Origin of the sequence: Saccharothrix sp. HUAS TT1 (assembly GCF_040744945.1) — a bacterium.
Taxonomy (GTDB): domain Bacteria; phylum Actinomycetota; class Actinomycetes; order Mycobacteriales; family Pseudonocardiaceae; genus Actinosynnema.
Genome location: NZ_CP160453.1, coordinates 197799 through 221645, shown reverse-complemented (window position 1 = coordinate 221645; position 23847 = coordinate 197799). Strand labels below are relative to the sequence as shown.

The 23847-nt window shown below is 70.7% G+C and carries 23 protein-coding genes and 1 tRNA gene; 12 read left to right on the top strand and 12 right to left on the bottom strand.

Features of this window, described 5'->3' with window-relative positions:
• Positions 1 to 58: 58 nt before the first annotated feature.
• From AB0F89_RS01045 to AB0F89_RS01000, 10 genes are all read right to left on the bottom strand, one after another.
• Positions 59 to 134, bottom strand: a tRNA-His gene (locus AB0F89_RS01045).
• 62 nt (positions 135 to 196) lie between these two features.
• Complete coding sequence (gene orn, locus AB0F89_RS01040) at positions 197 to 808, bottom strand: oligoribonuclease (RefSeq protein WP_367131621.1); 612 nt, start codon at positions 806 to 808, stop codon at positions 197 to 199.
• 153 nt (positions 809 to 961) lie between these two features.
• The gene (locus AB0F89_RS01035; RefSeq protein WP_367131619.1) at positions 962 to 4039 is read right to left on the bottom strand and encodes a BTAD domain-containing putative transcriptional regulator; all 3078 of its coding nucleotides are present in this window, start codon (positions 4037 to 4039) and stop codon (positions 962 to 964) included.
• A gap of 248 nt (positions 4040 to 4287) precedes the next feature.
• Positions 4288 to 5778, bottom strand: a complete 1491-nt coding sequence (locus tag AB0F89_RS01030; RefSeq protein WP_367131617.1) for a PH domain-containing protein — start codon at positions 5776 to 5778, stop codon at positions 4288 to 4290.
• Positions 5775 to 6266, bottom strand: a complete 492-nt coding sequence (locus AB0F89_RS01025; protein WP_367131615.1) for a PH domain-containing protein — start codon at positions 6264 to 6266, stop codon at positions 5775 to 5777. The genes AB0F89_RS01030 and AB0F89_RS01025 overlap by 4 nt, the downstream gene beginning before the upstream one ends.
• A 59-nt stretch (positions 6267 to 6325) precedes the next feature.
• Complete coding sequence (locus tag AB0F89_RS01020; protein ID WP_367131613.1) at positions 6326 to 6469, bottom strand: hypothetical protein; 144 nt, start codon at positions 6467 to 6469, stop codon at positions 6326 to 6328.
• Between the two features lie 225 nt (positions 6470 to 6694).
• Positions 6695 to 8032, bottom strand: coding sequence for a response regulator transcription factor (locus AB0F89_RS01015; protein ID WP_367131611.1), 1338 nt, complete (start codon positions 8030 to 8032; stop codon positions 6695 to 6697).
• A gap of 49 nt (positions 8033 to 8081) precedes the next feature.
• On the bottom strand, positions 8082 to 9662 hold the full coding sequence (locus AB0F89_RS01010; RefSeq protein WP_367131609.1) for an AMP-binding protein: 1581 nt from the start codon (positions 9660 to 9662) through the stop codon (positions 8082 to 8084).
• 166 nt (positions 9663 to 9828) lie between these two features.
• A complete protein-coding gene (locus AB0F89_RS01005; RefSeq protein ID WP_053722955.1) occupies positions 9829 to 10032 on the bottom strand; it encodes a hypothetical protein in 204 nt (67 codons plus the stop codon).
• Between the two features lie 204 nt (positions 10033 to 10236).
• Entirely contained in the window at positions 10237 to 10704 is a 468-nt protein-coding gene (locus AB0F89_RS01000; protein ID WP_367131607.1) for a MarR family winged helix-turn-helix transcriptional regulator, read from the bottom strand.
• 104 nt (positions 10705 to 10808) lie between these two features.
• On the opposite strand from AB0F89_RS01000, the gene AB0F89_RS00995 reads away from it, so the two are divergent.
• From AB0F89_RS00995 to AB0F89_RS00970, 6 genes are all read left to right on the top strand, one after another.
• Positions 10809 to 11420: an FMN-dependent NADH-azoreductase gene (locus AB0F89_RS00995; protein WP_367131605.1), complete on the top strand. Its 612-nt coding sequence runs from the start codon at positions 10809 to 10811 to the stop codon at positions 11418 to 11420.
• Between the two features lie 101 nt (positions 11421 to 11521).
• Complete coding sequence (locus AB0F89_RS00990) at positions 11522 to 12514, top strand: tetratricopeptide repeat protein (RefSeq protein WP_367131603.1); 993 nt, start codon at positions 11522 to 11524, stop codon at positions 12512 to 12514.
• A gap of 22 nt (positions 12515 to 12536) precedes the next feature.
• Positions 12537 to 12869, top strand: a complete 333-nt coding sequence (locus tag AB0F89_RS00985; protein WP_367131601.1) for a hypothetical protein — start codon at positions 12537 to 12539, stop codon at positions 12867 to 12869.
• A 37-nt stretch (positions 12870 to 12906) separates the two neighbouring features.
• On the top strand, positions 12907 to 15060 hold the full coding sequence (gene secD, locus AB0F89_RS00980) for a protein translocase subunit SecD (protein WP_367131599.1): 2154 nt from the start codon (positions 12907 to 12909) through the stop codon (positions 15058 to 15060).
• Positions 15061 to 15769: 709 nt separating this feature from the next.
• Positions 15770 to 16039, top strand: a complete 270-nt coding sequence (locus AB0F89_RS00975; protein ID WP_367131597.1) for a hypothetical protein — start codon at positions 15770 to 15772, stop codon at positions 16037 to 16039.
• Complete coding sequence (locus AB0F89_RS00970) at positions 16036 to 16782, top strand: DUF6338 family protein (RefSeq protein WP_367131595.1); 747 nt, start codon at positions 16036 to 16038, stop codon at positions 16780 to 16782. The genes AB0F89_RS00975 and AB0F89_RS00970 overlap by 4 nt, the downstream gene beginning before the upstream one ends.
• On the opposite strand, the gene AB0F89_RS00965 is transcribed toward AB0F89_RS00970, so the two are convergent.
• Both AB0F89_RS00965 and AB0F89_RS00960 read right to left on the bottom strand, forming a co-directional pair.
• Complete coding sequence (locus AB0F89_RS00965; protein WP_367131593.1) at positions 16753 to 17568, bottom strand: inositol monophosphatase; 816 nt, start codon at positions 17566 to 17568, stop codon at positions 16753 to 16755. The genes AB0F89_RS00970 and AB0F89_RS00965 overlap by 30 nt on opposite strands.
• Positions 17565 to 18452 (bottom strand): DUF5919 domain-containing protein, encoded by an 888-nt coding sequence (locus tag AB0F89_RS00960; protein WP_367131591.1) that lies wholly within the window; start codon positions 18450 to 18452, stop codon positions 17565 to 17567. The genes AB0F89_RS00965 and AB0F89_RS00960 overlap by 4 nt, the downstream gene beginning before the upstream one ends.
• A 145-nt stretch (positions 18453 to 18597) precedes the next feature.
• Here AB0F89_RS00960 and AB0F89_RS00955 point away from each other — a divergent pair, with 145 nt between their 5' ends.
• The 6 genes from AB0F89_RS00955 (at position 18598) to AB0F89_RS00930 (ending at position 23845) form a co-directional block, all read left to right on the top strand.
• A complete protein-coding gene (locus AB0F89_RS00955; RefSeq protein ID WP_367131589.1) occupies positions 18598 to 19107 on the top strand; it encodes a hypothetical protein in 510 nt (169 codons plus the stop codon).
• A gap of 3 nt (positions 19108 to 19110) precedes the next feature.
• Complete coding sequence (locus AB0F89_RS00950) at positions 19111 to 19446, top strand: hypothetical protein (RefSeq protein WP_367131587.1); 336 nt, start codon at positions 19111 to 19113, stop codon at positions 19444 to 19446.
• A complete protein-coding gene (locus AB0F89_RS00945; RefSeq protein ID WP_367131585.1) occupies positions 19427 to 19678 on the top strand; it encodes an AMED_5909 family protein in 252 nt (83 codons plus the stop codon). The genes AB0F89_RS00950 and AB0F89_RS00945 overlap by 20 nt, the downstream gene beginning before the upstream one ends.
• Positions 19668 to 20390 carry a hypothetical protein gene (locus AB0F89_RS00940; RefSeq protein WP_367131583.1) on the top strand — a complete coding sequence of 241 codons (723 nt, stop codon included), beginning with the start codon at positions 19668 to 19670 and terminating at the stop codon, positions 20388 to 20390. The genes AB0F89_RS00945 and AB0F89_RS00940 overlap by 11 nt, the downstream gene beginning before the upstream one ends.
• 339 nt (positions 20391 to 20729) lie before the next feature.
• Positions 20730 to 22244, top strand: a complete 1515-nt coding sequence (locus AB0F89_RS00935; RefSeq protein ID WP_367131581.1) for an FtsK/SpoIIIE domain-containing protein — start codon at positions 20730 to 20732, stop codon at positions 22242 to 22244.
• Positions 22241 to 23845, top strand: coding sequence for a replication initiator (locus tag AB0F89_RS00930; protein WP_367131579.1), 1605 nt, complete (start codon positions 22241 to 22243; stop codon positions 23843 to 23845). Before AB0F89_RS00935 ends, AB0F89_RS00930 begins: the two co-directional genes overlap by 4 nt.
• Positions 23846 to 23847: the final 2 nt, after the last annotated feature.

Below are 23847 nucleotides of genomic sequence, written 5' to 3'. Positions count from 1 at the left end.
GAACGACTCCAGGGCAAAGGAAGACGCCCCCCGACAGGGCGTCGAGGGGCGTTCCGCTTGGGGTGAGTGACGGGACTTGAACCCGCGACACCTGGGATCACAACCCAGTGCTCTGCCAGCTGAGCTACACCCACCAAGACCGGTTGACCCGGCGCGTGAAGCATACAGTGCCCTACCGCCGGGTCTGAAATCGACCCTATTTCCGCTCGTCGGCGGCCAGCAGCTCGGCGGCGACGGCCTGCGCCTGCTCCGACGTCGGCCCCGGTTGCGGCACGAACGCCGTCCGCCGGTAGTAGGCCAGCTCGCGGATCGACTCCTTGATGTCGGCGAGCGCGCGGTGCGCCAGGCCCTTGCCGGGCTGCGCGTAGTAGATGCGCGGGTACCAGCGCCTGCACAGCTCCTTGATCGAGGAGACGTCGACCATCCGGTAGTGCAGGTGGGCGTCCAGCTCGGGCATGTCGCGGGCGATGAAGCCGCGGTCGGTGGCGATGGAGTTGCCCGCCAGCGGCGCGGTGCGCGGGTCCGGCACCCACTCCTTGATGTAGGCCAGCACCTGCGCCTCGGCGTCGGCGAGCGACGCGGTGGAGCGGCGGACCTCCTCGGTCAGCCCGGACTTGGCGTGCATCTGCATGACGACGTCGGGCATCGAGTCGAGCGCGGTGTCGTCGGCGTGGATCACCACGTCCACGCCCTCGCCGAGCACGTTCAGCTCCGCGTCGGTCACCAGTGCCGCGATCTCGATCAAGGCGTCCTTGCCGAGTTCGAGTCCTGTCATCTCGCAGTCGATCCACACCAAGCGATCCATCACCTGGGCGAGCCTAGTCGTCCCACGTCCCCGACCCCGCGTCGCTTCGGGTGGCGGGCCCTACCAATCTCATCACGCTCGTGGTGGCGCGCCGGGTCTCCGGGGGCGCGTGGTGGGCGCTGCGGTCCTTGATGGACACGATCGAGTGGAACGCGATCAGTCAGGTGGACCCGACGAGGACTCCTGAGCGAAGCCACCGGCACGGGCGAGGTCACGGGCCGTTCGCACCGACTCCGGGTCGCCGAGGCCGAGCAGCGCGTTGATCTCGGGGTAGCGGACGCCCGTCCGCCTGGCCAGGGTGAGGGCCTGCCGGTGGCACTCCTGGCTGCGGGCGGGGTCGCCCTTGAGGCCGGCGATCACGCCCAGGGTGTTCAACGCGTCCATCTCAGCGAGGCGGTCGCCGGAGCGACGGGTGATCTCCAAGGCGGCTTCGGCGGTGGCGAGTGCGCCGTCCAGGTCGCCGGAGTCGCGCTCGACCTCGGCGAGGGTGGCCAGGCCGCGCCCCACCGACGCCTCGTCCTGCACCTGCCGGAAGAACGCCAGGGCGGCGAGGACGTGCTCGCGCGCCTCCTCGAACCGCCGGCCCATGCGCGCCAGCTCGGCCATCGAACCGCGGGCCATCGCCTCGATGTAGGGCGAGCCGATCTCGCGGCACAGCGCGGCCGCCTGCCCGTACCGCCGCCCGGCCTCGACCGGGTCACCGGCCAACAGGGCCACGTTGCCGAGGTTGACCAGCGACGTGGCGGTCACCCGCTCGGCGCCGAACCGAAGGGTCTCCTCGAACAACGCCTTCGCCTCGGTCAACCGGCCGAGGTTGAACACGACGGAGGCCAGCGTCCCGGCCGCGGCGGCCTCGCCCGCGGTCCACCCGGCTTCCCCGGCCAGGGACAACGCGGCCGAGGCGTGCTCCGCCACGGCCTCCAGGTCGGACCGCTTCAGGTGCGCGCCGCTCAGGCTCAGGTGGGCTGCCGCGGCTGCCCGCGGGTCGTCGCCCTCGGTGGCCGCCGCGACCGCGGCCTCGGCGGTCGACTGCCACAGCCCGGTCCTGCTGGACAGCCGGAAGTAGCCGCGCACCGCGTCCGCCAGCGACAGCACCGTGCCGCGCGACGCGGGGAACCGGCGGTCGCCGACGGCGGCAGCGATGTTGGCGATCTCCTCGTCCAGCCAGGCCAGCGCGGCCCCCGCGTCGTCGAACGGCGGTCGCTCGGCCGGCGCGCCCGGCAGCCGCAGCATGTCGGGGTACAGCAGTCGGGCCGCGCCGTCGGCGTGGTCGAGGTACCAGGCGTGCAGCCGGCCCGCCGCGTCCGCCTCCGACTCGGCGAGTTCCCGCGCGTACAGCCGGAGCAGGTCGTGGAACCCGTACCGACCGGCCGACCGCTCCTGCACCAGGTGCAGGGACAGCAGCGCGCGCAGCCCCTGCTCGGCCTGACGCCGATCCGCCTCGAGCAGCGCCGCCGCCGCGTCAGCGGTGAACGTCGAGCCGGGCACCGCGCCGAGCACCCGGAACAGCCGCCGCCGCGCCTCGGGGAGCCGCCGGTAGGACAGCTCGAACGCGGTCCGCACGGCCGCTTCGCGCGCGCCGTCGATGGTCAGCTGGGTCAACCGGTTGCCCTCCCGCAGCGCCTCGACCTGGTCGGCGATCAGCCGGTGCGGCTGGTCGGCCAGGTTCGCCGCGACGACCCGCAGCGCCAGCGGCAGGTGAGCGCACAGCTCGGCGAGCTGCCGGGCGGCGTTCGGCTCGGCGGCCACGCGGTCCGCGCCGAGCGTCCGCTCCAGCAGCACCACCGAGTCCTCCTCGGCGAGCACGTCCAGCGCGAGCCGCACCGCGCCGTCGTGCGCGACCACCCCGCCGAGCCGGTCCCGGCTGGTGATCAGCGCCGTGCTGCCGGGGCTGCTCGGCAGCAGCGGGCGCACCTGGTCCGCGTCGGCCGCGTTGTCCAGCACCACCAGCACCCGCCGCGCGGCCAGCACCGACCGGTACACCGCGGCGGCTTCGTCCACATCGGACGGCACGAGCTCGGGGCGGACGCCGAACGCGCGCAGCACCCGTCCCAGCGCCTCGACCGGGCGCATCGGCTCGTGCGCGGCGAACCCGCGCAGGTCCAGGTGCAGCTGACCATCCGGGAACCGGTGGCGGACCCGATTGGCCCAGTGCAGCGCCAGCGCAGTCTTCCCCACGCCCGCGGCGCCCGCGATGGCGGTGATCAGGACCGCACCGGCGTGCTCGTCGAGCAGCGCGTCCAGCCTGGCCAGTTCGTCGTCGCGGCCGGTGAAGTGGCTGACCCCGACCGGCAGCTGGGCGGGCGTCGGCAGCTCGACCACCGGGTCGTCCGGCAGGTCCTGCCGCAGCACTCCCACGTGCGCGGCCCGCAGCTCGGGACCCGGCTCCACACCCAGTTCGCCCACCAGCCTGGCCCGGACGCGGGCGAACTCCTCCAGCGCCGCCGCCTGCCTGCCGTCGGCCGCCAGCGCCGTCAGCAGCCGGGCGTGCAGGCCCTCGTGCAGCGGCTCGTCGGCGACCAGCCGGCGCAAGTGCTCCACCGCTGTGCCCGGCGTGCCCGCTTCGAGCGCCAGGTCGGCCAGCGCGATCGCGGCGGTCGCCCGGCGGGCGGTGATGGCTCGCACGGTCGGGTGCGAGTGGAGTTCGGGCAGGTCGGCCAGCACCGGCCCGCGCCACAGGTCCAGCGCCTCGCCGAGCGCGGCCAGGTCGGACCGCGCAGCCAGGGCGTCGAACCTGGCCAGGTCGAGCCGGTCGGCGGGCAGGTCCGACCGGTAGCCGCCGCGCTCGGACCGCACCACCGACGCGTCGCCCAGCGCAGTCCGGAGCCTGGCGACGTAGCCGTGCACCAGGTTCCGGTGCGCGGCGGGCGGGTCGCCGTCCCACAGCACGTCGACGATCTCGCCGTGCCCGACGACCTGGCCGGGGTGCACCGCGAGGAGGGCCAGCAGCACTCGGGGTTTGCGCGATTCCCACCGCGGCACGCCGTCCTCGGTCCGCACCACCAGCGGGCCCAGCACGTCGACCCGCGGTCCGGCGGGCGGCCAGTCGAGTCCGACCGCCGCGGCGAGCTTCGCCAACGACCCCGGCCGGGCGGGCCTGCCCTGCTCGACGGCGCGGACCGTGCGGACGCTGATCCCGGACGCGGCGGCCAGTTCCGCCTGGGTCAGCCCGGCCTCCCGGCGGCGCCTGCGCAGGGCGCGCGCGAATCGAGCCGGCTGTTCGGCCTCCCGCATGGGCACATCGTGTCAGCACGTCACCGGGGTTGCCGCCGGATTTGCCCCCGACCGGTCACCGTTTAGCCTCAGAGCGTTATAACCGCAGTTCAGAGGGGTTTCGTGAACTGGTTGACGCATGCAGCGAAACCTCCACCCGGCCGACCTACCGTGGTCACGTGCACAGCGCCACGTCGTCTCCCAAGGGCGTGCGCGGTGCGTTGAGAGGGGTGTCCCGGTCAGGGGGGAAAGCGCCGGGACACCCCGCCTCACCGCTCCAGGAACGGCCGCAGCAGGTCCGGCACCGCCGCGTCGGCCAGCGCCAGGCCGTCGGCCTCGGCCACGTCGACGACGTGGTAGGCGCCATCGCCCGCCGCGGTGGTGGCGGTGATCGTCACCAGGCCCGCCCGGCGTTGGAAGAACGAGCGGGACACGCGCCAGCCGATGATGCCGGTGCGTTGCAGCGCAACGGTTTCCCGGATCGCCGAACCGGCTCGGGCGAGCAGGTGGCGGTCGGTCAGCGCGTGGCCGAGCGAGCGGTAGCGGTCCCAGCCCAGGGCGGCGGAGAACGGCACGAGCGCGAGCACCACCTGCCACGTCCAGCTCGGCGCGAGCCACGCCAGGACGGCCGCGAGGACCAGCAGCGGCGCCACGGCGCGCACCATCCGCCGTCGCAGCGCGGCCACCGGGTGCCGGCGCAACGGGGTCAACGTCGGCGCCTCGTCCTGTCGCAGGACCTCCGCGGACACCCGGTGCGCCTCGGCGACCGGGGCCGGCGGCAGCAGCAGGTTGCTCTCGCCCTTGCGCCCCAACCCCGTCGTCACGGTCTTCGCGTGCGCGCCGCGCCCGGCTCGCAGCAGCAGCGGCTCGACCAGCTCGACGCCGCGGAGTCGTTGCTCGGCAACGGAAACCGAGCGCGTGGTGAGCAGGCCGCGGCGCACCCGGACCGTGTCGTCCGGCTCGCGGGTCAGCCGGTAGCCCCAGAACTGCACCACGTACACCAGCACCGAGCCGAGCGTGGCCACGACCAGCACGACACCGGTGAACAGCGCGATGGTCAGCCCGAGCGGTTGTTCCACGACCCAGTGCGCGGCCTCGGTCATCGGCTCGAACACCTCGATGTCCAGCTCCCGCGCGAAGTTCATCACGAAGCCGAACAGCGCGCCCGCCGCCACCAGGCCGGACAGCGTCAGCGGCGCGTACCGCAGCCACCGGTTGTCCCACTCGGACAGCACGACGCCCGGCCGCTCCTCCGCGGCGTCGGCCGCCGGCGCCCCCGCCGTCGCGATCGTCAGCAGCAGCACGCGCAGCCGCTCCGCCTCCGCCGACGACACCGCGTCCAGCGTCAGGCCGTCCTCGCCGGGCTGGTCGCGCTGCCCGGTGCCGACCCGGATCGCGGACAGCCCGAACAGCCGGTGGCCGAGCTTCGCGGTCAGGTCGACGGTCCGGATCCGGTCGCGCGGCACGGCCAGCCGCTTGCGCACGAACAGGCCGGTGTGCATCTCGACCTGCTCGGTGGTGATCCGGTAGCGGGTGGTGAACCAGCGCAGCAGGCCGAACAGCACGATCGCGGCGATCACGCCGACGCTGACCAGGATGCGCCACGTCTCGCCCTTGCCCAGCACGATCAGGCCGACGAACAGCGGGACCAGGCCCAGCAGCTCGTTGAGCGGTCGGACGACCAGCATCCGCACGTCCAGCCGGTGCCAGTCCACCACCGGCTCGGCGTACTCCGGCGCGGCGGGCAGCTCGGTGGTCACGTGGCATCACCCGGCGTGGCCTGGGTGGTGGTGGTCAGCTCGTCGGCCAACCGCACCGCGTCGTCGTGGTCGAGGCCCTCGATGAGCACCGGCCCGGCCGCCGAGGCGGTGGTCACGGTCACCGTGGACAGGCCGAGGAGCTGTTGCAGCGGGCCGCGCTTGGTGTCCACGGTCTGGATGCGGGAGACGGGCGCGATGCGCCACTCCTGGTTGAGCCAGCCGGCCAGCGTGTACACCGCGTCCGGGGTGGCCTCCCAGCGGTGCACCCGGTAGCGCCAGCGCGGCATCACCAGGGTGTGCGCGGCGCCGAGCACGGCGGTCGCGATCGCGGCGGCCAACTGCCACGGTGACCGGGAGAAGACCAGCACGACCAGTTGCGGCGCCAGCAGCACCGCCCAGCCGATCAGCGCGTGCAGGGTCCAGAGGGTGATCGACTTGCGGCTCACCTGGTGCCGCGGCGCACGCAGGCGCAACGCTTCGCTGCTCACGCCGTCCACTGTGCCTCAAGGCCGAGCCCACGCGCGCGCGAACCCGGCCTCGGGCGGTGTCACCGGAGCGCGGAGTACGGCGGCATGTACGGCCCGCCGTGGGCGGTGGCCTCGTCGGCGGTCGCGAGCGGTGCGCCGATCACGGCGATGCCCGCGCAGAGGGCGAGCGCGGCCACGATTCTCTGCAGGGAGTGCGCAACCATCGTCAAACTCCGTTCAATAGGCAGCGGCTTCGTCGGCAGGGGGAAGCCGAACGGTGATCCGCCGGAGAACGCCCAGGAGCGTTCAAGCGGAGCATGGCACAGAGCGGTCATCACGGTCATCACCCACTTCTGACTCGGCCGACTGGGCAATTCCCCCGAAGTCGGCGACTCGTCCGTCGCGGACATCCCACCATTGCGACAACGAGCCGGAAACCCTGAAGTGACTCAGTCGAGCACCGGTCGTGCCCGCGACTCGTCGTCCAGGTCGACCCACCAGACCGCCGCGCCCGCCCGGTCGCGCACCCCGATCGTCCGGTAGATGCGCTGGAGGTGGTTCTGCACGGTCTTCGGCGACAGCGCCAGCTCCGCCGCGATGGCCGTGGTGCTCCCGCCGGCCGCGATCCGGCGCAGCACCTCGATGCCGCGCTTGGTCAGCCCGGCCCGCAACGCCCGCGCGATGCGCCGGTTGTCCCGCTCGGCGGTGGCCGAGCTGCGCAGCGGGTCCGGCCGCGACGCGCGGGTGAACCCGCTCTCCCGGCGCGGCCCGAACGTGTGGTCGGCCAGCTGGTCGACCAGCCGCGCGGACAGGTCGTGCTCGCGCATCCGCAGCAGGTCGCGACCCTCCTGCAGCTCCCACAGCCGGTACTGCTCCAGCTGGAACCGGGCGTGGTGCAGCGCCGCGTCCAGCTTCCCGGCGCGCTCGTGGGCCAGGCTCAGCGCGCCGTGCGCCCGCACCGCCACCTCCCGCGCCAGCACGCCCATCGCCAGCTCCGCCGCCTTGGACAGCAGCCGCACCTGGTCGCCGTAACGCCCGCGCACGCCGTCGATCCGGGCCCGCGCCATCAGCAGCTCGGCCCGCAGCACGGGCCGGTCGAGCCCGCCCAGCAGCCGGTCGGCCCGCTGGCACGAGCGCAGCGCGCGCTCCACGTCGCCGAGGTCCAGCCGCACGTGCGTGAGCAGCAGGTTCAGCCGGGCCATCCGCAGCGGCTGGTCGAGGTGCTTCCACCGGTCCCTGGCCTGCGCGCACAGCGCCTCGGCGCGCTTGAGCTTGCGCGTGCACGGCTCGCCGTCGAGGCTGCACCGGCTCGCGGCCGTGCGCGCCATGCAGTGCTCGTGGTACTGCGTGCGCAGCACGTTCGCCTGCTCGTACAGGATCGAGCCGATCAGCTCGACGTCCCTGGTCAGCTCGGCCAGTCCCAGGGCGCGCGCCAACGAGTGCAGCGACCGCTCCCGCGAGTCCAGCCGCAGCTCGACCACGGCCTGCGAGAAGCCGCACCACGCCTGCAGCCCGACGTGCCGGTTGGCCGCCGCGATCCGCTGGACCCGGTCGATGGTGTCCAGCGCGCCGGGCAGCAGGCCGCGCTTGCCCAGCGCCACCGACTGCGCCAGCACGCTGTGCGCCACGCCCTCCGCGTCGTCCAGCCAGGAGAACGCGGCCACCGCCTTCTCGGCGGACTCCAGCGCGTCGCCGGGACGGCCCTCGTCCAGCGCCATCCGCGCCTCGCGCAGGTTGGCCGCCGCCGCCTCCCGCGGGTCGGGCGCGCGCTGGACCGGAACGGTCATGGCCTGCTCGCTCCCTGTGGTCGGCTCGCCGGGGCCCAACCGACGGTACTCACCGCAGGTCCCGCTTCAGCACCTTTCCCGTCTCGTTGCGCGGGAGGGCGTCGAGGAAGACCACCTCGCGCGGCACGGAGAACTTGGCCAGGTTGCCGCGCACGTGCTCGCGCACCGCGTCCTCGTCCAGCGCGCCCGGCTCCTCGCACACCACGTACGCGGCGAGCCGTTGGCCGAACCGCTCGTCCGGCACGCCGACCACGGCCACCTCGCGCACCCCGGCCAGGCCCGCGAGCAGGTCCTCGACCTCGCGCGGGTACACGTTCTCACCGCCGGAGATGATCATCTCGTCGTCCCGGCCCGCGACGAACAGCAGGCCGTCGCCGTCGCGGTGGCCGATGTCGCCGGTGGACATGAGGCCGTCGCGGACCTCCTTGCCCGCGCCGTCGGTGTAGCCGTCGAACAGCATGTCGTTGGCGACGAAGATCCGGCCGGTCGCGCCGACGGGCACCGGTTCCCCGTGCTCGTCCAGGATCGCCAGCCGGGTGCCGTGCGGCGGCCTGCCCGCCGTGTCGGGGCGCCGGGCCAGCTCGTCCGGCCGGGCGATGGTCACCCACGACACCTCGGTGGAGCCGTAGAGGTTGTAGAGCACCGGGCCGAAGTCCTCCAGGCAGCGCCGGGCGACCGGTGTCGGCAGCGCCGAGCCGCTGGACGCGATCACCCGCAGGTTCGGCAGGTGCGGGCGCCCGGTCAGCTCCAGGACGCGTTGCAGCATCACGGGGACGACGAACATCGCGTCACTGCGGTGCTCGCGCGCGTCGGCCAGCACCAGCGCCGGGTCGAACTTCCGCCGCAGCACGAACGTCGCGCCGAGCACCAGCCCGATCTGGAACGCCGCCAGCCCCCAGGTGTGGAACAGCGGCGCGGGCACCGAGAACCGGTCACCGGCCTTGAGCGGGATGCGGGACAGCAGCGCGGCGGCGGGCGTGAGGCTCGCGGGTTCCGGGCGCTTCGCGCCCTTGGGGGCGCCCGTGGTGCCGGAGGTCAGCACGATCATCCGGCCGCGCGGCGGGCGCTTCGGCAGCGGCGTGGCGGGTGAGCCGGCGATCAGCTGCTCCAGCGTCCTGCTCTTGGTGGCGCCGTCCACCCACGCCATCACCCGGCGGACCTTGCGCGGCGCGTTGACCAGCAGGTCGCGGAACTCGGTGTCGGCGACGACCACGGACACGTCCTGCTCGCGCAGCACGACGGCGATCTGCCCCGCGCTCAACCCCGTGTTCAGCAGCACGGCGTGCGCGCCGAGCTTCACGCACGCGGCCACCGTCTCCACGAACCCGCGGTGGTTGCGGCACAGCACCGCGACCTTCGAACCCGCCCGCACGCCCAGGTCGTGCAGGCCGTGCGCGAGCCGGGTGCTGCGCTCGTCGACCTGGGCGTAGGTGAGCGCGCCCGCGTCGTCGACGATCGCCGGCCGGTCGGGGTGGCGGGCCGCGCCGGTGGCGAACCCGAACGCCACTGTGATGTCCCACCGCAGGTAGGCGTCCACCACGCCGAGCAGCCTGCCGGGGGCCATCGGCCGCACGACGCCGGCGCGCACCAGCGTCGCCAACGCCCGCAGCGCTCCCACGACGCGCTTCACCGGGTCGCCCGCAGGACGACGTCGACCGCCCGGTGCGCGTCGATCGGTGAGGTGAGGTCGCCCAGCACGGGTGTCGCGTCGGTGACGAGGTAGGTGCTCACACCCCGATACTGACACTACCTACCCGTGAGTAGGAAGAGAATCGGGCGAATCGGAACGCCGGCGATCAGTTCTCGGGGGTGCCGGACGCGTTCACCACCGCGTCGCGCAGGGCCGCCCGCAGGCGTCCGACCTCCAACGGCGTCAGCACGGCCGCCTCGCCCGGCGGCACCGTCACGACGACGTGGCCCTGGCTGACGAAGACGGTCATGTCACGGCGGCGCGACGCGATGTCGCGGCAGGAGATCTGCCACTCCTTGCCTGTACTCACGGCCCCCAACCTCCAGCTGTCTCGACACGGGGTGCTCGGACCAATCCGGGCGCTCGCGGAGAGGAGACGCACGTGGGTCGGCGCCATGACGGGAAACCGTCGGGCGACCGTGCCGAGCTGCGGACAGCGTCGCACGGAGTCACCGCTGGAGTCACCTGAATGGGTTAGAAAAGGACTGACCGGCAACGGATCGTGATAATCCGTTCAGAGACAGGAACCGCTGTCCGGCCCGTGGTCCACGGCCACCAGCCGCCCCAGCAGCGTCCGCAGGGCGTGCTCCTCGTCCGGCGTCAGCTCGGCGGTGAACTCGCGCTCCACTTCGGCGTGCAGCCTGGCCACCTCGGCCTGCACGACCCGGCCCTGCTCGGTGATCGCCGGCACCCGCACGCGCCGGTCGTTGGGGTCCGGCTTGCGCACGATCAGGCCCGCGCGCTCCAGCCGGTCCAGCTCCGCGGTCAGGGTGGTCTTGTCCAGGCCGAGCGCGTGGCCGAGCGCGAGCTGCGTCGGCTGGAAGTCGCTGACCAGCGCGGTCAGCACGATCTGGCCGCGGGTGGTGATGCCGTGCCTGCCCGCCGCCTCCTGGGAGACCGCGCCCAGCTTCTGCGCCACGCGGTGAACCATCCAGTTGAGGCCCGCGTGGCCGGCGCAGCCGTGGTCAACGGGGTGATCCATGACACCGATCATACGCGAGCGTCGAGACATTCTTGCTTGAGAACATCTTGACTCGGAACGCATCTACTCATATGTTCCGAGTCAAGAACTTCTTGGGAGGAACTATGGTCAACCTGCTGCACATCGACACCAGCCTGCGGTTCGAGGGCTCGGTGTCGCGCCAGGTCACGGCGGCTTTCGCGGAGGCGTGGCGGATCGCGCACCAGGACGGCGGCTACACCTACCGCGACCTGGCCGCCGACCCGCTGCCGCACGTCGACCCCGCGTCGCTGGCCTCGCGCGAGGCGGCGGGCGACCGCCCGTTGGAGGAGCGGTTGATCGCCGAGCTGACGTCGGCGGACACCGTGTTGATCGGCGCGCCGATGTACAACTACGGCGTGCCATCGAGCCTCAAGGCGTGGCTGGACTGGGTCCTGGTGCCCGAGCTGTTCGCCGACCAGGAGACCGGCGAGGGCGTGCTGACCGGCAAGCGGGTCGTCGTCGTCACCGCGCGGGGCGGCTCCTACGCGCCGGGCTCGCCACGGCACGCGTTCGACTTCCAGGAGCCGTACCTGAGGGCCGTGTTCAGCACGATCGGCCTGGGTCGGGACGTGGAGTTCGTGCACGCCGAGCTGACCATGGCCCACACCGCGCCGAAGCTGGCCCAGTTCCGGGAGCTCGCGGTCGCCTCGCTGGAGGACGCGCACCGCGTGGTGCGCGAGCTGGCCGCCGTCTGAGGGACCGGGTCACGGGTCGGGTGACGGGGTCGGGTGACGGGTCGGCCAGGGGGCGGCCCGTCACCCGATCGAGGCTTTTCACCCCTGCGAGACTGTGGCCCATGGGTGAGCCGATCGCAGTGGTCGTGATGCGCGCCGCCGAGTTGACTGCCCGCGGCCTGCCGCACCAGGCGATCCGACTGCTCCAGCCGGCCCTCGTCGTCAACCCCGGGCACGGCGAGGCGTGGTGCCGGCTGGCCGCCGCCCACCTCGACGCGGGCGAACCCGACCCAGCCCTGAACGCCGCCAAGCGCGCGCTCGTCCTCGACGGCGACCCGGTGTGGGCGCAGCGGCTGACCGCGCTGGCGTTGAGCGAACTCGGCCGCCACGCCGAGGCCGCGGTCGCGGCCCGGGAGTGCGCGCGCCGCGAGCCCGGCGACTGGCGCTGCCAGGTCGTGCTCGCCGAAGTGCTCGCGCACAGCCCGGACGGGCAGCGCGAAGCCGTCGAGGTCGCCCGCGCGGCGGCGCACCTCGCGCCCTCGGAGGCCCGCGCGTTCCAGGTCCTCGGCGACGCCGCCCTGCGCGTCCGCGACTGGGGCACCGCCGAACGCGCCTACCGCACGGCGCTGCGCCTCGACCCCGGCGCCGACGACGTGCGCGCGAACCTCGCCACCGTGCGGCGCAAGCGCGGCGGCGCACCCGTGCCGCCGCCGTCGGGCGAAGCCCTGAGCGCCGCCAACGCCCTCGTGTGGCCCGCGCTCTCACGGCTCGCCGCGCTCCTGGTCACCGGCGGCCTGATCCTGCTGCTGGCCGGGATGCCCGAGCCGACGCCGCTGGTCGGCGGGTTGGCCGCGCTGCTGGTCATCGGCTGCGCGGCGGTCGTCGCGGTGACGCTGCTGCGGGCCGGGCGCGGTGTGCGGCGGGCGCTGGTCCGGTTGCCGAGGCACCGGCCGAAGGTCGCCGCGGCGGTGGCGGCGTTCGGGTTGTCGGCGCTCGTGCTCCTCGGGTGGTCGGCGGCGCTCCTGCTCGGCGCGACGACGACGCAGCCGCTCGTGGTCGCCTGGCTGTCGTCGCTGCTCGGCGGAGCGGTCGTCGTGCTCGGCGGCGGTCGCTAACCTGGACGCGGGAAGGAGGCCGATGACCCGACGCGCGCTGCTCGCGATCCTGGCGTTGATCGCGGGTTTCGTCGTGCTCGGACCCGGACCCTCCGCGCCCGCCGAGGCGGTCGCCGCCTCGGCCACCGTCGACGCCGCCCACCTGCTCGGCGCGGCCACCCGCGGCACGACCGCCGCGCAGCACCCGGTGCAGGTCGACCTCGGCCAGCCGCTGGACGGCGTCCAGCCGGCCGTGCACGTCCCGCCCGCGCCACCGGTGCCGGCCGACGTCGTCGACCCGACCCACCGCCTCCCCGAGCGCAACGGCCGGAGCCCGCTCGGCGGACGCGCGCCGCCCCCGACCCCCGGTAGCTGAACCCACCCCGTTCACCTCACCCGGAGGTCCCTCCGCCATGCCGCGCCCCAGCGCGCGGCGAGCACTGCTGGTCCGTGGGCTGCTTGCCCTCGGCGTGCTCGCCGCGTCCGCGTTCACCCTGCTCACCGCCCAACCGCGCCTCGGCCTCGACCTGCGCGGCGGCACCCGGATCGTGCTGGAAACCCCGACCGAAGCCACCTCCGACGCCACCGACCGCGCGATGGAGGTGCTGCGCCGCCGGGTGGACGAACTCGGCGTGGCCGAACCGGTGCTCGCCCGGTCCGGCGACCACCGCATCGTCGTGGAACTGCCCGGCGTCCAAGACCCGACCGAGGCCATCGACGTGCTCGGCCGCACCGCCCAGCTGCGGGTGCGGCCCGTGACCGGACCCGGCGACGTGCCCACCCCGGACGGTGACGCCGTCGGTCTCGGCGAGGTCGTGCTCACCGGCGAGGGCATCAAGGACGCCCGCGCCACGCTCAACTCGCAGGGCGTCGGTTACGTCGTCGGCGTCGACTTCCAGGGGGACGCCCCGCGGGCGTGGCAGCGGGTGACGGCCGAAGCCGCGTGCTCACCACCGGGTGACTTCAAGCGGCGGGTGGCGTTCGTGCTGGACGACGAGGTGGTGTCCGCGCCGCAGGTCGACCCGTCCGTGGCGTGCGGCACCGGCATGATCGGCGGCAGCACCCAGATCACCGGCCGGTTCGGCCAGGCCGAGGCCGAGGAGCTGGCGCTGGTGATCCGGTCCGGCGCGCTGCCGGTGCCGGTCGAGGTGGTCGAGCAGCGGACCGTCGGCCCGACGCTCGGCGCCGAGGCGATCGAGGCCAGCGCTCGGGCGGCGATCATCGGCGTGGCCCTGACCGGGCTGTTCCTCGTGTTCGTGTACCGGCTGGCCGGGCTCGTGGCGGTGCTGGCGCTGGCCGGCTACGCGGCCCTCGCGTACGCCGCGATGCTGGCCGTCGGCGCGACCCTGACGCTGCCCGGCCTGGCCGGGTTCGTGCTGGCCATCGGCATGGCGGTGGACGCGAACGTGCTGGTGTTCGAGCGGGCGCGGGAGGAGTACGCCCGCCGCAAGCGCCTGCCGAGGTCGGTGGACCAGGGGTTCCGCGGCGCGCTGAGCGCGGTCGCCGACTCGAACGTGACCACGCTGCTGGCCGCCGGCCTGCTGTTCTGGCTGGCCACCGGTCCGGTCAAGGGGTTCGGCGTCACCCTGTCGATCGGCGTGCTGGCGTCGCTGTTCAGCGCGCTGGTGCTCAGCCGGGTGCTGCTGCAGCTCGTCATGCCGCTGCTGGAGCGGCGGCCGGCGTGGAGCGGGCTGCACTCGTTGGGCCGGGTCCGCACGTGGCTCACCGCACGGGGGTTCACCCTGTTCCGGCGGCCGCGGCGGTGGCTGCTCGCGGCCGGTCTCGTGCTGCTCGCCGCCGTCGGCGGCCTGGTCGTGCGCGGGCTGGAGCTGGGGGTGGAGTTCACCGGCGGGCGGCTGCTGGAGTTCACCGCGTCCGCCACCGACACCGGTCGGGTGCGCGCCGAGCTGGCGTCCGCCGGGTTCGGCGACGCGGTCGTGACCACCTCCGGGTCGGACGGCATCTCGGTGCGCACCGGCCCGATCGACTCGGCCGCCGCGGTCCGGGTCGGCGAGGCCGTCGACCGGGCCACCGGCGGCGCCGAGCAGGTCAGCAACGAGCTGATCGGCCCCAGCCTCGGGTCCGAGCTGCGCCGCAACGCGCTGATCGCGCTGGCCATCGCGGTGGCCGCGCAGCTGGTGTACCTGGCCGTGCGGTTCGACTGGCGGCTCGGCGTGGCGACCGTGGTCGCGCTGGTGACCGACGTGGTCGTGCTCGTCGGCGCGTTCGCGTGGCTGGGCAAGACGGCGGACGCGGTGTTCCTGGCCGCGCTGCTCACCGTCATCGGGTACTCGGTGAACGACTCCGTCGTCGTGTTCGACCGGGTGCGCGAGCTGCGGCGGACGCGGGCCCCGGCCCCCGACGTGATGAGCTCCGCGGTGCTGCAAACCCTGCCGCGGACCGTCAACACCGGCATCGGCGTGCTGTTCGTGCTGGCCGCGCTGCTGGTGCTCGGCGACGGGTCGCTGGCCGACTTCTCCACCGCGCTGCTGATCGGGCTGGTCGCCGGCACGGTCTCGACCGTGCTGACCGCGGCGCCGGTGGCGGTCTTGCTGGAGGACCGGTGAACACGGGCCACGCGGTGCTCGTGGACGACCCGGGGGAGGTGGCCGTGCCGCGCTCGGACCGCCTGACCCGGCTCCTGCCGAAACGGCTGCTCGTGTAGCAAGGTGTGACCATGACCGGATTCGCCGCGTACCAGAACGAGATCTTCTGAGTGCTGTTCTGGCTGACCAGTCCTCTTCGGACTCGGCAAGCCTTTGACCAGCGCAGACTCTCTCGTCAGTTCTCGGTGGTTCTCGTGACCGCCCGACGTTGTACGGCCTGGTGACGGCCTGGAAGTTGATCACCACACGGGCGCTGCCCTTGATGCGAACGACGCGTCAGGGACAGCGCCCGTCGTGAATCCTGGGCCTGGTGCTCATCGCCGGTGGCCTTCTCGATGGCAAGACGGCGCAGCCGTCGCGGCAGCCGATCGCCGTGCCCAGCCCGACCAAGCCACGTGACCGCGCGATCGTCCCGACCGGTGTCGCTCCCGAGCTGCTTGTGGTTGTGGCCTCTGTGGCGGCGCGCCGCTCCCCGGCCACGTGCACCGACTCCGCGCACGGCCGACGGGCGGAGCGAAGCGGGAGCCCGGCGTGCCGTGATGCGGGGAGTCGGTGCCCACGTGAGTCGGGCAGTGCCGCGCGAGCTGCCGCAGGCGGCGCGCCTTGATCCCATAGAGCTAAGTTCGGCAGTAACGCCTAGGGTGCTTCCACGGATTACAGTTCTATCAGTGTGCGTCGCCAGGAGTTGGTCAACATGGTAGAGAAAAACCCAAAATCTAAGAATAAAGACGTTTCCACGACTGGTCGATCTGCGAAAACAGGTCGATTCATGCCGAAAACGAAGAAAACGACCGGGCAAACTGAAAAGAAATTGCCGGCTGGTTCAAGTAAGGCCGACGAGAGCCGTAGAAAGGTTTCGAACAACGCCGATGTAATCAGCACAGAGGCTGGAAAGGGTGTGACCAAAAAGGGTGCGATTGACGACGTGGAGAAGCGATGATCCCGCAGAGCTTCGGCGCTTTTGTGGTCTTCCTGGGGCTGGTTGCTCCAGGCATTCTATTCGAGCTGTTGCGATCACGTCACCGACTAAATTCGTCTGAGTCGGCCTTCAGGGAGATTGCACGGATCGCGATAGCTAGTTTGTCATTTACTGTTGCAGCGCTCACTGTGATGACGTTGGCTCGCATATGGCTTCCATCGTTGGTAGTCGATGTGGGGGCGTGGGTCCGAGATGGTAATCGTTATGTGCAAGAAAACTTCAAGCTGATCGCAGTAAACGGTCTAGTGGGACTCCTTCTCGCATGTGGGCTCGCGACGGTTTGGCATTTTTGCCTTTCAAAGAAGTCTGGTAGCGGTACTCTGAGCGCCCAAAGTCTATGGTTTCAGAGCTTCCACCTGGCCAGGCCTGTCGGAACTTCAACATGGGTACGGGTGCAACTAAATGATGGCACGACGTTCTTCGGAATGGTGAAGGCTTATACGGCAGGTGGGAAATTCGATGAGCGTGAGATTCTCCTCGAAGGTGTTCATCTTACTCGGATTGACCCTCCGGTCCAGGGTGGCGACCCGCGTGTCGTTGAAGTTGGGAGTCAATGGGAAGGTGTGATAATTCGCGGCGCAGAGATTCGCCACATCACTTATCATTACGTTGACGACACGACGGGGGAGCGAAAGTTCTCCAACAGATACGAGGAACTGCTTGAGGAAAACCCCTCAGATCTTCCCGCTGCCCTTCAGGAGTGAGCGAATCGAAGGCATGAGATGCTCGGCCAAGAAAGGTGTAAGTACTACTGTTTCTTTCGAGTCGATATTGTGAGGCTGTCCTTGGCCGTCGAGCGCAAGTGCGCCTGCCTCAACCGCTATCAAGGTGCCAGCGACGGTGTCAACTGTGTTGTTCGACAACATTACGGCTGCTTCAGTGCGTCCTTCAGCCGCCCAGACGAGATCATGTGCGGCGGAACCGAACATGCGGATTCGCTCGACTTTCTGTGCCAATAGAGCGGTTAGTGCAATGCGTAGGTCATTTTTTCGCTTTGATCCTTCGCCGGTGGCGTAATCTCCTATAGAGACAACCGATTTCTCTAGTTTTTGAGTGTTGCTCACTCGGATGCGCCGACCATTGACGTATGCACCGCCGCCCTTTACTGCGACATATCGACTATTCGTTACTGGAAGATCGACGGCTGCGACGAGCGCTTTGCCTTGCTCGACCAATGCAATTTGAACGGCGTAGAGTGGAATGCCGTGGGCAAAGTTGGAGGTTCCGTCGATCGGGTCAAGTACCCAAGTCGGCATTTCTGAAGCCTGCAGGTCGGCCCCGCCCTCTTCTTCGCCTAGGAAGCCGAATTCAGGGGTTATTTGACTCAAATGGGCGCGAATGCGGCGCTCAATGTGCACGTCCACATCCGTATATACATCACGGTCCGACTTTGATGTCACCGTATTGGGGCGAGTTGACTTCAAGATCTGGTGCCCAATGTCGACGGCCTGTTGAGCAATCTCGGCCAGTTCATTGCGGGAGCGCTTCACGCGGTTTCCTTTGCGCGGTTCCACATGGAGTCGAACACCTGGGAGAAGGTGGCGAACAGGCCGGGTGCGGTGTCGTCCTTCTCGATCACGAGGGTAGGGGATTCGACGCCTCGGGCGTCGGGCAAGTAGGGCTGGACCACGCACTTGGTCTGGTCGGTGATGAGGATGTTGTAGCGGAGTGGTTCGTCGTAGACGCGGATGTGGAGCTGGCCGTGTGCGTTGGGTGAGACCTTGGCTCCGACTCGGCGTAGGGCTTCGATGTTGAGGCGGGTGAGCATGGAGAGGTGGCCTTCGGGTAGGCCTTCCTCCTGTTCGCGGGCGGTGATGTTGTGGCCGTTCGGGTCGAGGAACAGGGCCTTGATGACGGTGCCAGTCTCGATCGAGTCCAAGAGGGCCTTGTCGGAGTACTGCTGGCACAGGACGTTGAGGGACAGGCCCGCGATGTCGATGGCCTTGGCGCCTTCGAAGAGGTCGCGTGGGGTGACGTTGTGCAGGAACTCGGTGCGGCTGGGGTAGACGGCGGTGACGTCGGCCAGGCGGGCCTGTTGGGGCATCTGGACCGGGCGCGGGACGGGGTGGGTGGAGGCCGCGGTTCGTTGGGGTGGGGTGATGAGGCTGTTGGTGTCGCCCTCGTGTGGGGACAGCAGCTGCTCGGCGGTCCAGCCGGGGAACATCTTTTCGAGGATGCGGCAGTGGTCGGCGTAGGGCAGGCCGAGTAGGTCGCCGGACAGCCAGCGGTAGAACTGGGCCTTGCTGGGGTAGCGGCCGATCAGGTCGGTGTCGAGCTGCTTGGCGACGCGGTCGTACTCCTTGCAGAAGGTGCGGTAGCCCTGCATGTGGCGTTGTCGAAGCAGGACTCTCAAGAGAGTGGACTCTGTGGCCATGTGGTCTCCCCCCACGTGGTTCCTTCGGTCGAGGCTAGCACCGGGACGAGACCAAGACGAGACAACCTGAGATCGACACGCGGGCGGTACGCGGCAGGTGAGACCGCTGCGGACCTGGGACGGGACCATTGGCCAACGAATCTGAATGGGCAAGCCGCGATACAGCGGCACCAGTCAGAGGAGTGAAGCCGATGGCGATCAGCAAGGGTACCGGTTCCCCGTCTCGTTCGATGACGCGTTCCCTCAGGGCCTGGTGATGGTCGGGGAGGTCATGCCGGACACGGAGTACCAGACGCGTGACGAGAGGGCGGCCGGTCGGCCGGTGCGTCAGCGGGTGGACGAGGCGACCGGTAAGCGGCAGTGGAAGGTCACGGTCACCGATCCGCACGAGCCCAACGCCAAGCGCAAGAGCTTCGAGATCACGTTGCTGGCCGATGTGCAGCCGGTGCCGACCACCGGTGAGGTGTTGCCGGGAATGCGGCCGGTGGAGTTGGAAGGGCTGACGGCTGAGCCGCGCATCGCGGGCAACGGGGAGTTCAAGTACCAGTCGTTCCTGTTCCGGGCGACCGGGTTCCGGGCGGTGGGGAGGTCGACGGGTTCGGCTCCAGCCGGTGGCAAGTCGAACGGTGGCAGCGCTGAGGCCAAGGCGGCATGAGCCGTGTCGGATCTTCAGCAACTGACCGTGCAGTGGCAGGCGGCGTACCGGACCTACACGGAGGCGCATGAGGCGAACCGGTACGTCGCGGCCGATGATCCGGCGGCTGCGGCTCGGATCGCGCCGACCTATCGGCGGGTGGCGTGGTTGTGGCGGCAGCTCGCGGCGTTGGAGAGCACGCCGTGGTGGGCCAAGGCGGCGGCGCTGCACGCGGCTGAGACGTTCGACCACCAGGCCGACGTCAACGAGCGCGTTGCCGGTGGTGATCGGCAGGCCGGTGGGCATCGCGTGCACGCTCCGGTCGAGGGGGTGAGCGGTCGTGGCGAAGACCAAGCCTGACCGGTGGGCAGCGGCGTACGCGGTGACGTCGCTCAAGGACGCCCACGAGGCGTTGACGCATCTCATGCCCGGTCCCGACGCACCACCTGACGTGTGGCGGGAGTTCTACACGCGATCGGCCGAGGTGTACGCGCGGGTCGCGGAAGTCGATCGGGGTCATCACCACGAGGCGCTGTATTGGGCCAAGCGCGAGCGTGCCAAGGCGGAGGGGATCGAGACGGATGAGCGTTGATCGGGATGTGCAGCGGAGTCGTGGCCACGCCGGTGGCGGGTTGGCTCGTGTCGTCGGGGAGGGGTTGCCGCTGGCGGAGTTGTCCGATGCCGGGTACGCGCCGTTCATGTTCGAGGCGGTGATGCAGCACATCGTCGGCTACCCGCACGAGGAATGGTCGGTGCGGGCGTTGGAGAAGGCGGCGAAGGTGCCGTACTCCCCAGTGCGTGACATCTGTCGTGACCTGGTCGAGCTGGGGCACCTGACGGTCGATAAGGGACCTTCGCGGAGTGCGGTGTCCGTGCAGCGGCATCGTCTGTCGCCCGAGGGGCTCGCCTACTGGGGTGGGCCGGTCGTGGCGCACGACTGGTTGCGAGATGCGGATATGTGGCGTGATCCACGGTTGATGCCGGTGATGGGGTCGCGTCTGTCGGACGAGGACCGGGCGCGTGGCGAGTTGGTGGGCTACTCGTTCCCGGTGCTGTACCGGGTGGCGGATGCGCTGGTGTTGGTGCCGTCACGGGCGTGGGCGATCGAGGACTTGGTGACGGCGGCGGGCGCGGCTGAGGAGATGGTGCGGCTGGCCTGTCTGGACTTGGTCGCGGCCGGTCATGTCACGGCGCACGAGTGGCGGGAGGACGGCGGGGAGGAGCGCGAGGAGACGCGGTTCAAGATCACCCTCGGCGGTCTCGCGGCCTGGTTGCGCTGGATGCCCGACCCGTTGGACTACTAGCTAGCCGGTGATGCGGGCGGGCATCGGATGCGGCGGTGTCCGCCCGCACTGTCGGGTGACAACTGAAGACGATCACTGACCTGTCGGTCGTGGTCGTCGGTGAACGGACCTCAAGTCTTGGCGGGCCTGGAGCAGTTCACCGACGACGCATCGACCGGTCTTCTCGCGCGCTTTTGTTGACACACAAGGGGTTCCGGTCATGACAAGGCTATCGGTACGTGGGGGTCACGCGTCAAGTCGGCGCGGTGCCCCGTCTGTGTGGAAGCTGTCCAACGGTCGCCCCTGCGGGGCGTGCAAGCGGTTCGGCGTCTACGCGCCCAACCAGCTCGTCTGCTGCTCGTGTCTGGGGTGGCTGCCGCTGATCTTCGCCCCGGCGGGGCGTGCGTGATGGGCGGCAAGTGGGTGGACCCGGCTCCGTTCGAGGGTGTGCGGCCTCGGGTGCCGTGGTGGGCGCTGGTGCCCGGTAAGGCGAAGTGGCTGGCCCTGCTGGTGGTCGCGGTGTGGCTGGTCTTGGTCGGCGTCGTGCGCCTGGTGCTCGTTGTCGTCCGGTATCCAGTGGTCACGTTGGTGCCGTTGTCGGCGGCCTGGTGCTGGTGGCGGTTCGGCCTCTCGCCGCTGGTGCTGGCGTTGTTGTCGCTGGTCGCTGCCCTGACCATCTGGGCCGGATTGGATCGCGGGTCGTTCCTGAGGCACGGCTGGTACCGGCTCGTCACGGAGTGGCGACGCGCCACCGTGTACGTGCCCCGGTGGCGGTCGGTGATGCGCCTTGCAGACCTGGCCAAGCGGGACCGGGGGCGTGAGTTCCGGCCGAAACTGCGGCGGGTCCGGTCGGACGGCTGGCGGGATCGGGTCCGGGTGCGGATGGTGCCTGCCCAGTCGCCGGAGGCATGGGAGCTGCGGCGGGACGGCCTGGCGCACTCGTTCGGCGCTCGCTCGTGCCGGGTCCGGGTGCTGCGGCCGAGGGTGATCGAGCTGGACTTCGTCCACCGTGACCCGCTGCTGCGCCCCCTGACCGTGCCCGCGCTGACGGATGCCGAGGTGGATCTCAAGCGGGTGGTGGTGGGCAGGACGGAGACGGGCAAGCCGTGGCGACTGCGGTTGCTCGGGTCTCAGGTGCTCGTGGTCGGCGTGCCGGGTGCGGGCAAGGGCTCGGTGCTCTGGTCGCTGGTCTGGCAGCTCGCTCCGGCCATCCGGACGGGGTTGGTGCGGCTCGTGGGGATCGACCCGAAGGGCGGGATGGAACTCGGTCAATGTCCAGACGCCTTCGACCGTGTCGTGTACGACAACGGACCGGAAGCCGTTGCGCTGCTTGAGGAAATCGCCGCAGAGGTCAAGGAGCGGGCGACGCGGTACCGGGGTGTCCGGCGGCTGTGGGCGCGGTCGACGGGGGAGCCGTTCACGGTCCTGGTGGTGGACGAGCTGGCGGACCTGATCGCCTACCAGCCGGACAAGCAGCTCCGCGAACGAGCCGTGCGGGCTATCCAGACGATCACCTCACAGGGCCGCGCACCCGGCTACGCCGTCGTGGGCCTCGTGCAGGACCCGCGTAAGGAGGTTGTCGGGTTCCGGCACTTGTTCAGCACCCGCGTGGCGCTGCGCCTGGATGAGCCGCAACAAGTGGACATGGTCCTCGGTGATGGCGTCCGGCAGCGCGGCGCGGCGGCCCATGAGATCAGCGAGAACACGCCCGGCGTCGCGTGGGTCAAGCACGACGGGCAGCGGGAACCGGAACGGGTTCGGGCCTTCCACATCACCGACGCCGATCTTGTCGAGCTTGGCGTCTACCTGGCTAACGCGACTGTGCACGACTTCCCCAACCAACCGGGCGGCACCGAAGGGAGGACGGCGGCATGAGCGGCGAGACTCGCGCGGAGCGAATGCGTCAGCCCATCGCCCTGGACGTGGCCAAGGCTGCCGCCGAGAAGTACGGCGTCTGCGTCCGGCCCTTCACGATGGAAGTGGAGGACCGGGCCACCTTCGAAGTCCGCTACGTGGCAGTGCCCTGCGGGTCGACGGCCGAAAGCGTCTGTGTGCCGTGCGCCAAGAAGGCCAAGGCGTTGCGGATGGTCCAGTGCCGTGAGGGCTGGCACATGGCCGAGGAACCCGACTTCACCCCGACCGCGCCGACTGAAGACCAGAAGGAGCTCCTGACGTTCCGGGCGGACCTGGTCAAGGCATACCGGGAAGCGGTCGAGACCGGTGAGGCGGGCGACGCTGACGAGCTGCGGGAGGAGATCCACAGCGTCGACGCCGAACTTCGGCAACTCGGTGTCCGGGGCCGCTTTCCCTCGCCCGACGCACCTGGCAAGCGGCCGGTGAAGCGGTCGACCAAGCGTCGGCAGGACGCGCCGAACCTGCCTCGGCGGCGCGTGGAGAAGCGCACGGTGGGCCGGGAGTACGCGGGAGGATTCCGGCCCTCGATGTTCGTCACGCTCACCCTCGACACCTACGGGCGGGTGTGGGACGACGGGACTCCGGTCGATCCGGACACCTACGACTACCGGCGGGCGGCTCGGGACGCGGTGCACTTTGCCTCCCTGGTCGACCGGTGGTGGCAGAACCTGCGGCGGGTCGTCGGCTGGGACGTGCAGTACTTCGCCACGGTCGAGCCACAGAAGCGAGCGGCGCCACACCTGCACGCGGCAATCCGCGGTTCGATCCCGCACGGGACCATCCGGCTCGTCACGGCGGCCACGTATCACCAGGTGTGGTGGCCCAACCACGACGAACGGGTCTACAGCGGTGACCACCTGCCGGTCTGGGACGCACGGGCCGAAGCGTTCGTTGACCCCGACACGCGTGAGCCGCTGACGGCCTGGGCGGATGCGGTCGAGGCCATTGACGAACCGGCGCACGTGGTGACCTTCGGGCGTCAGGTGCACTCCAAGGGCATCCTCGGCGGCTCGGAAGAGGCCGGACGACACATCGGCTACCTGACCAAGTACCTCACCAAGTCCATCGGTGAAGTGGTCGAGCAGACCACCGACCGGCAGCGCAGGCACGCCGACCGACTGGCGGACGAGCTGGCCGTGACGCCCTGCTCCGACCGCTGCCCGGTCTGGTTGCTCTACGGCGTTCAGCCACGCGGGGCCGGTTCGCGCACGACACCGGGGCACTGCAAGGGACGGGCGCACCGCCGAACCACCCTCGGCCTGCCCGGTCGACGCGTGCTCGTCTCGCGCAAATGGTCCGGCAAGACGCTCGCCGACCACCGGGCGGACCGGAAGCGGTTCGTCATCGAGGCCCTGAAGGCGGTCGGGATCGAGAAGCCGGAACCCGACATGTCACAGCTCGTCTGGCACAAGGTCCGGCCCGGCGACCCCAACGTGCCACCACGGGCGCACCAACTCATGCACGCCATCGCAGAACGGACGCGGTGGAAGGCGGAGTACGACCGAGCAATGCTCGCGGCCGGTGAACCTCCGGATCTTTCGGCAACTTCGCTAGCAGCTTGACA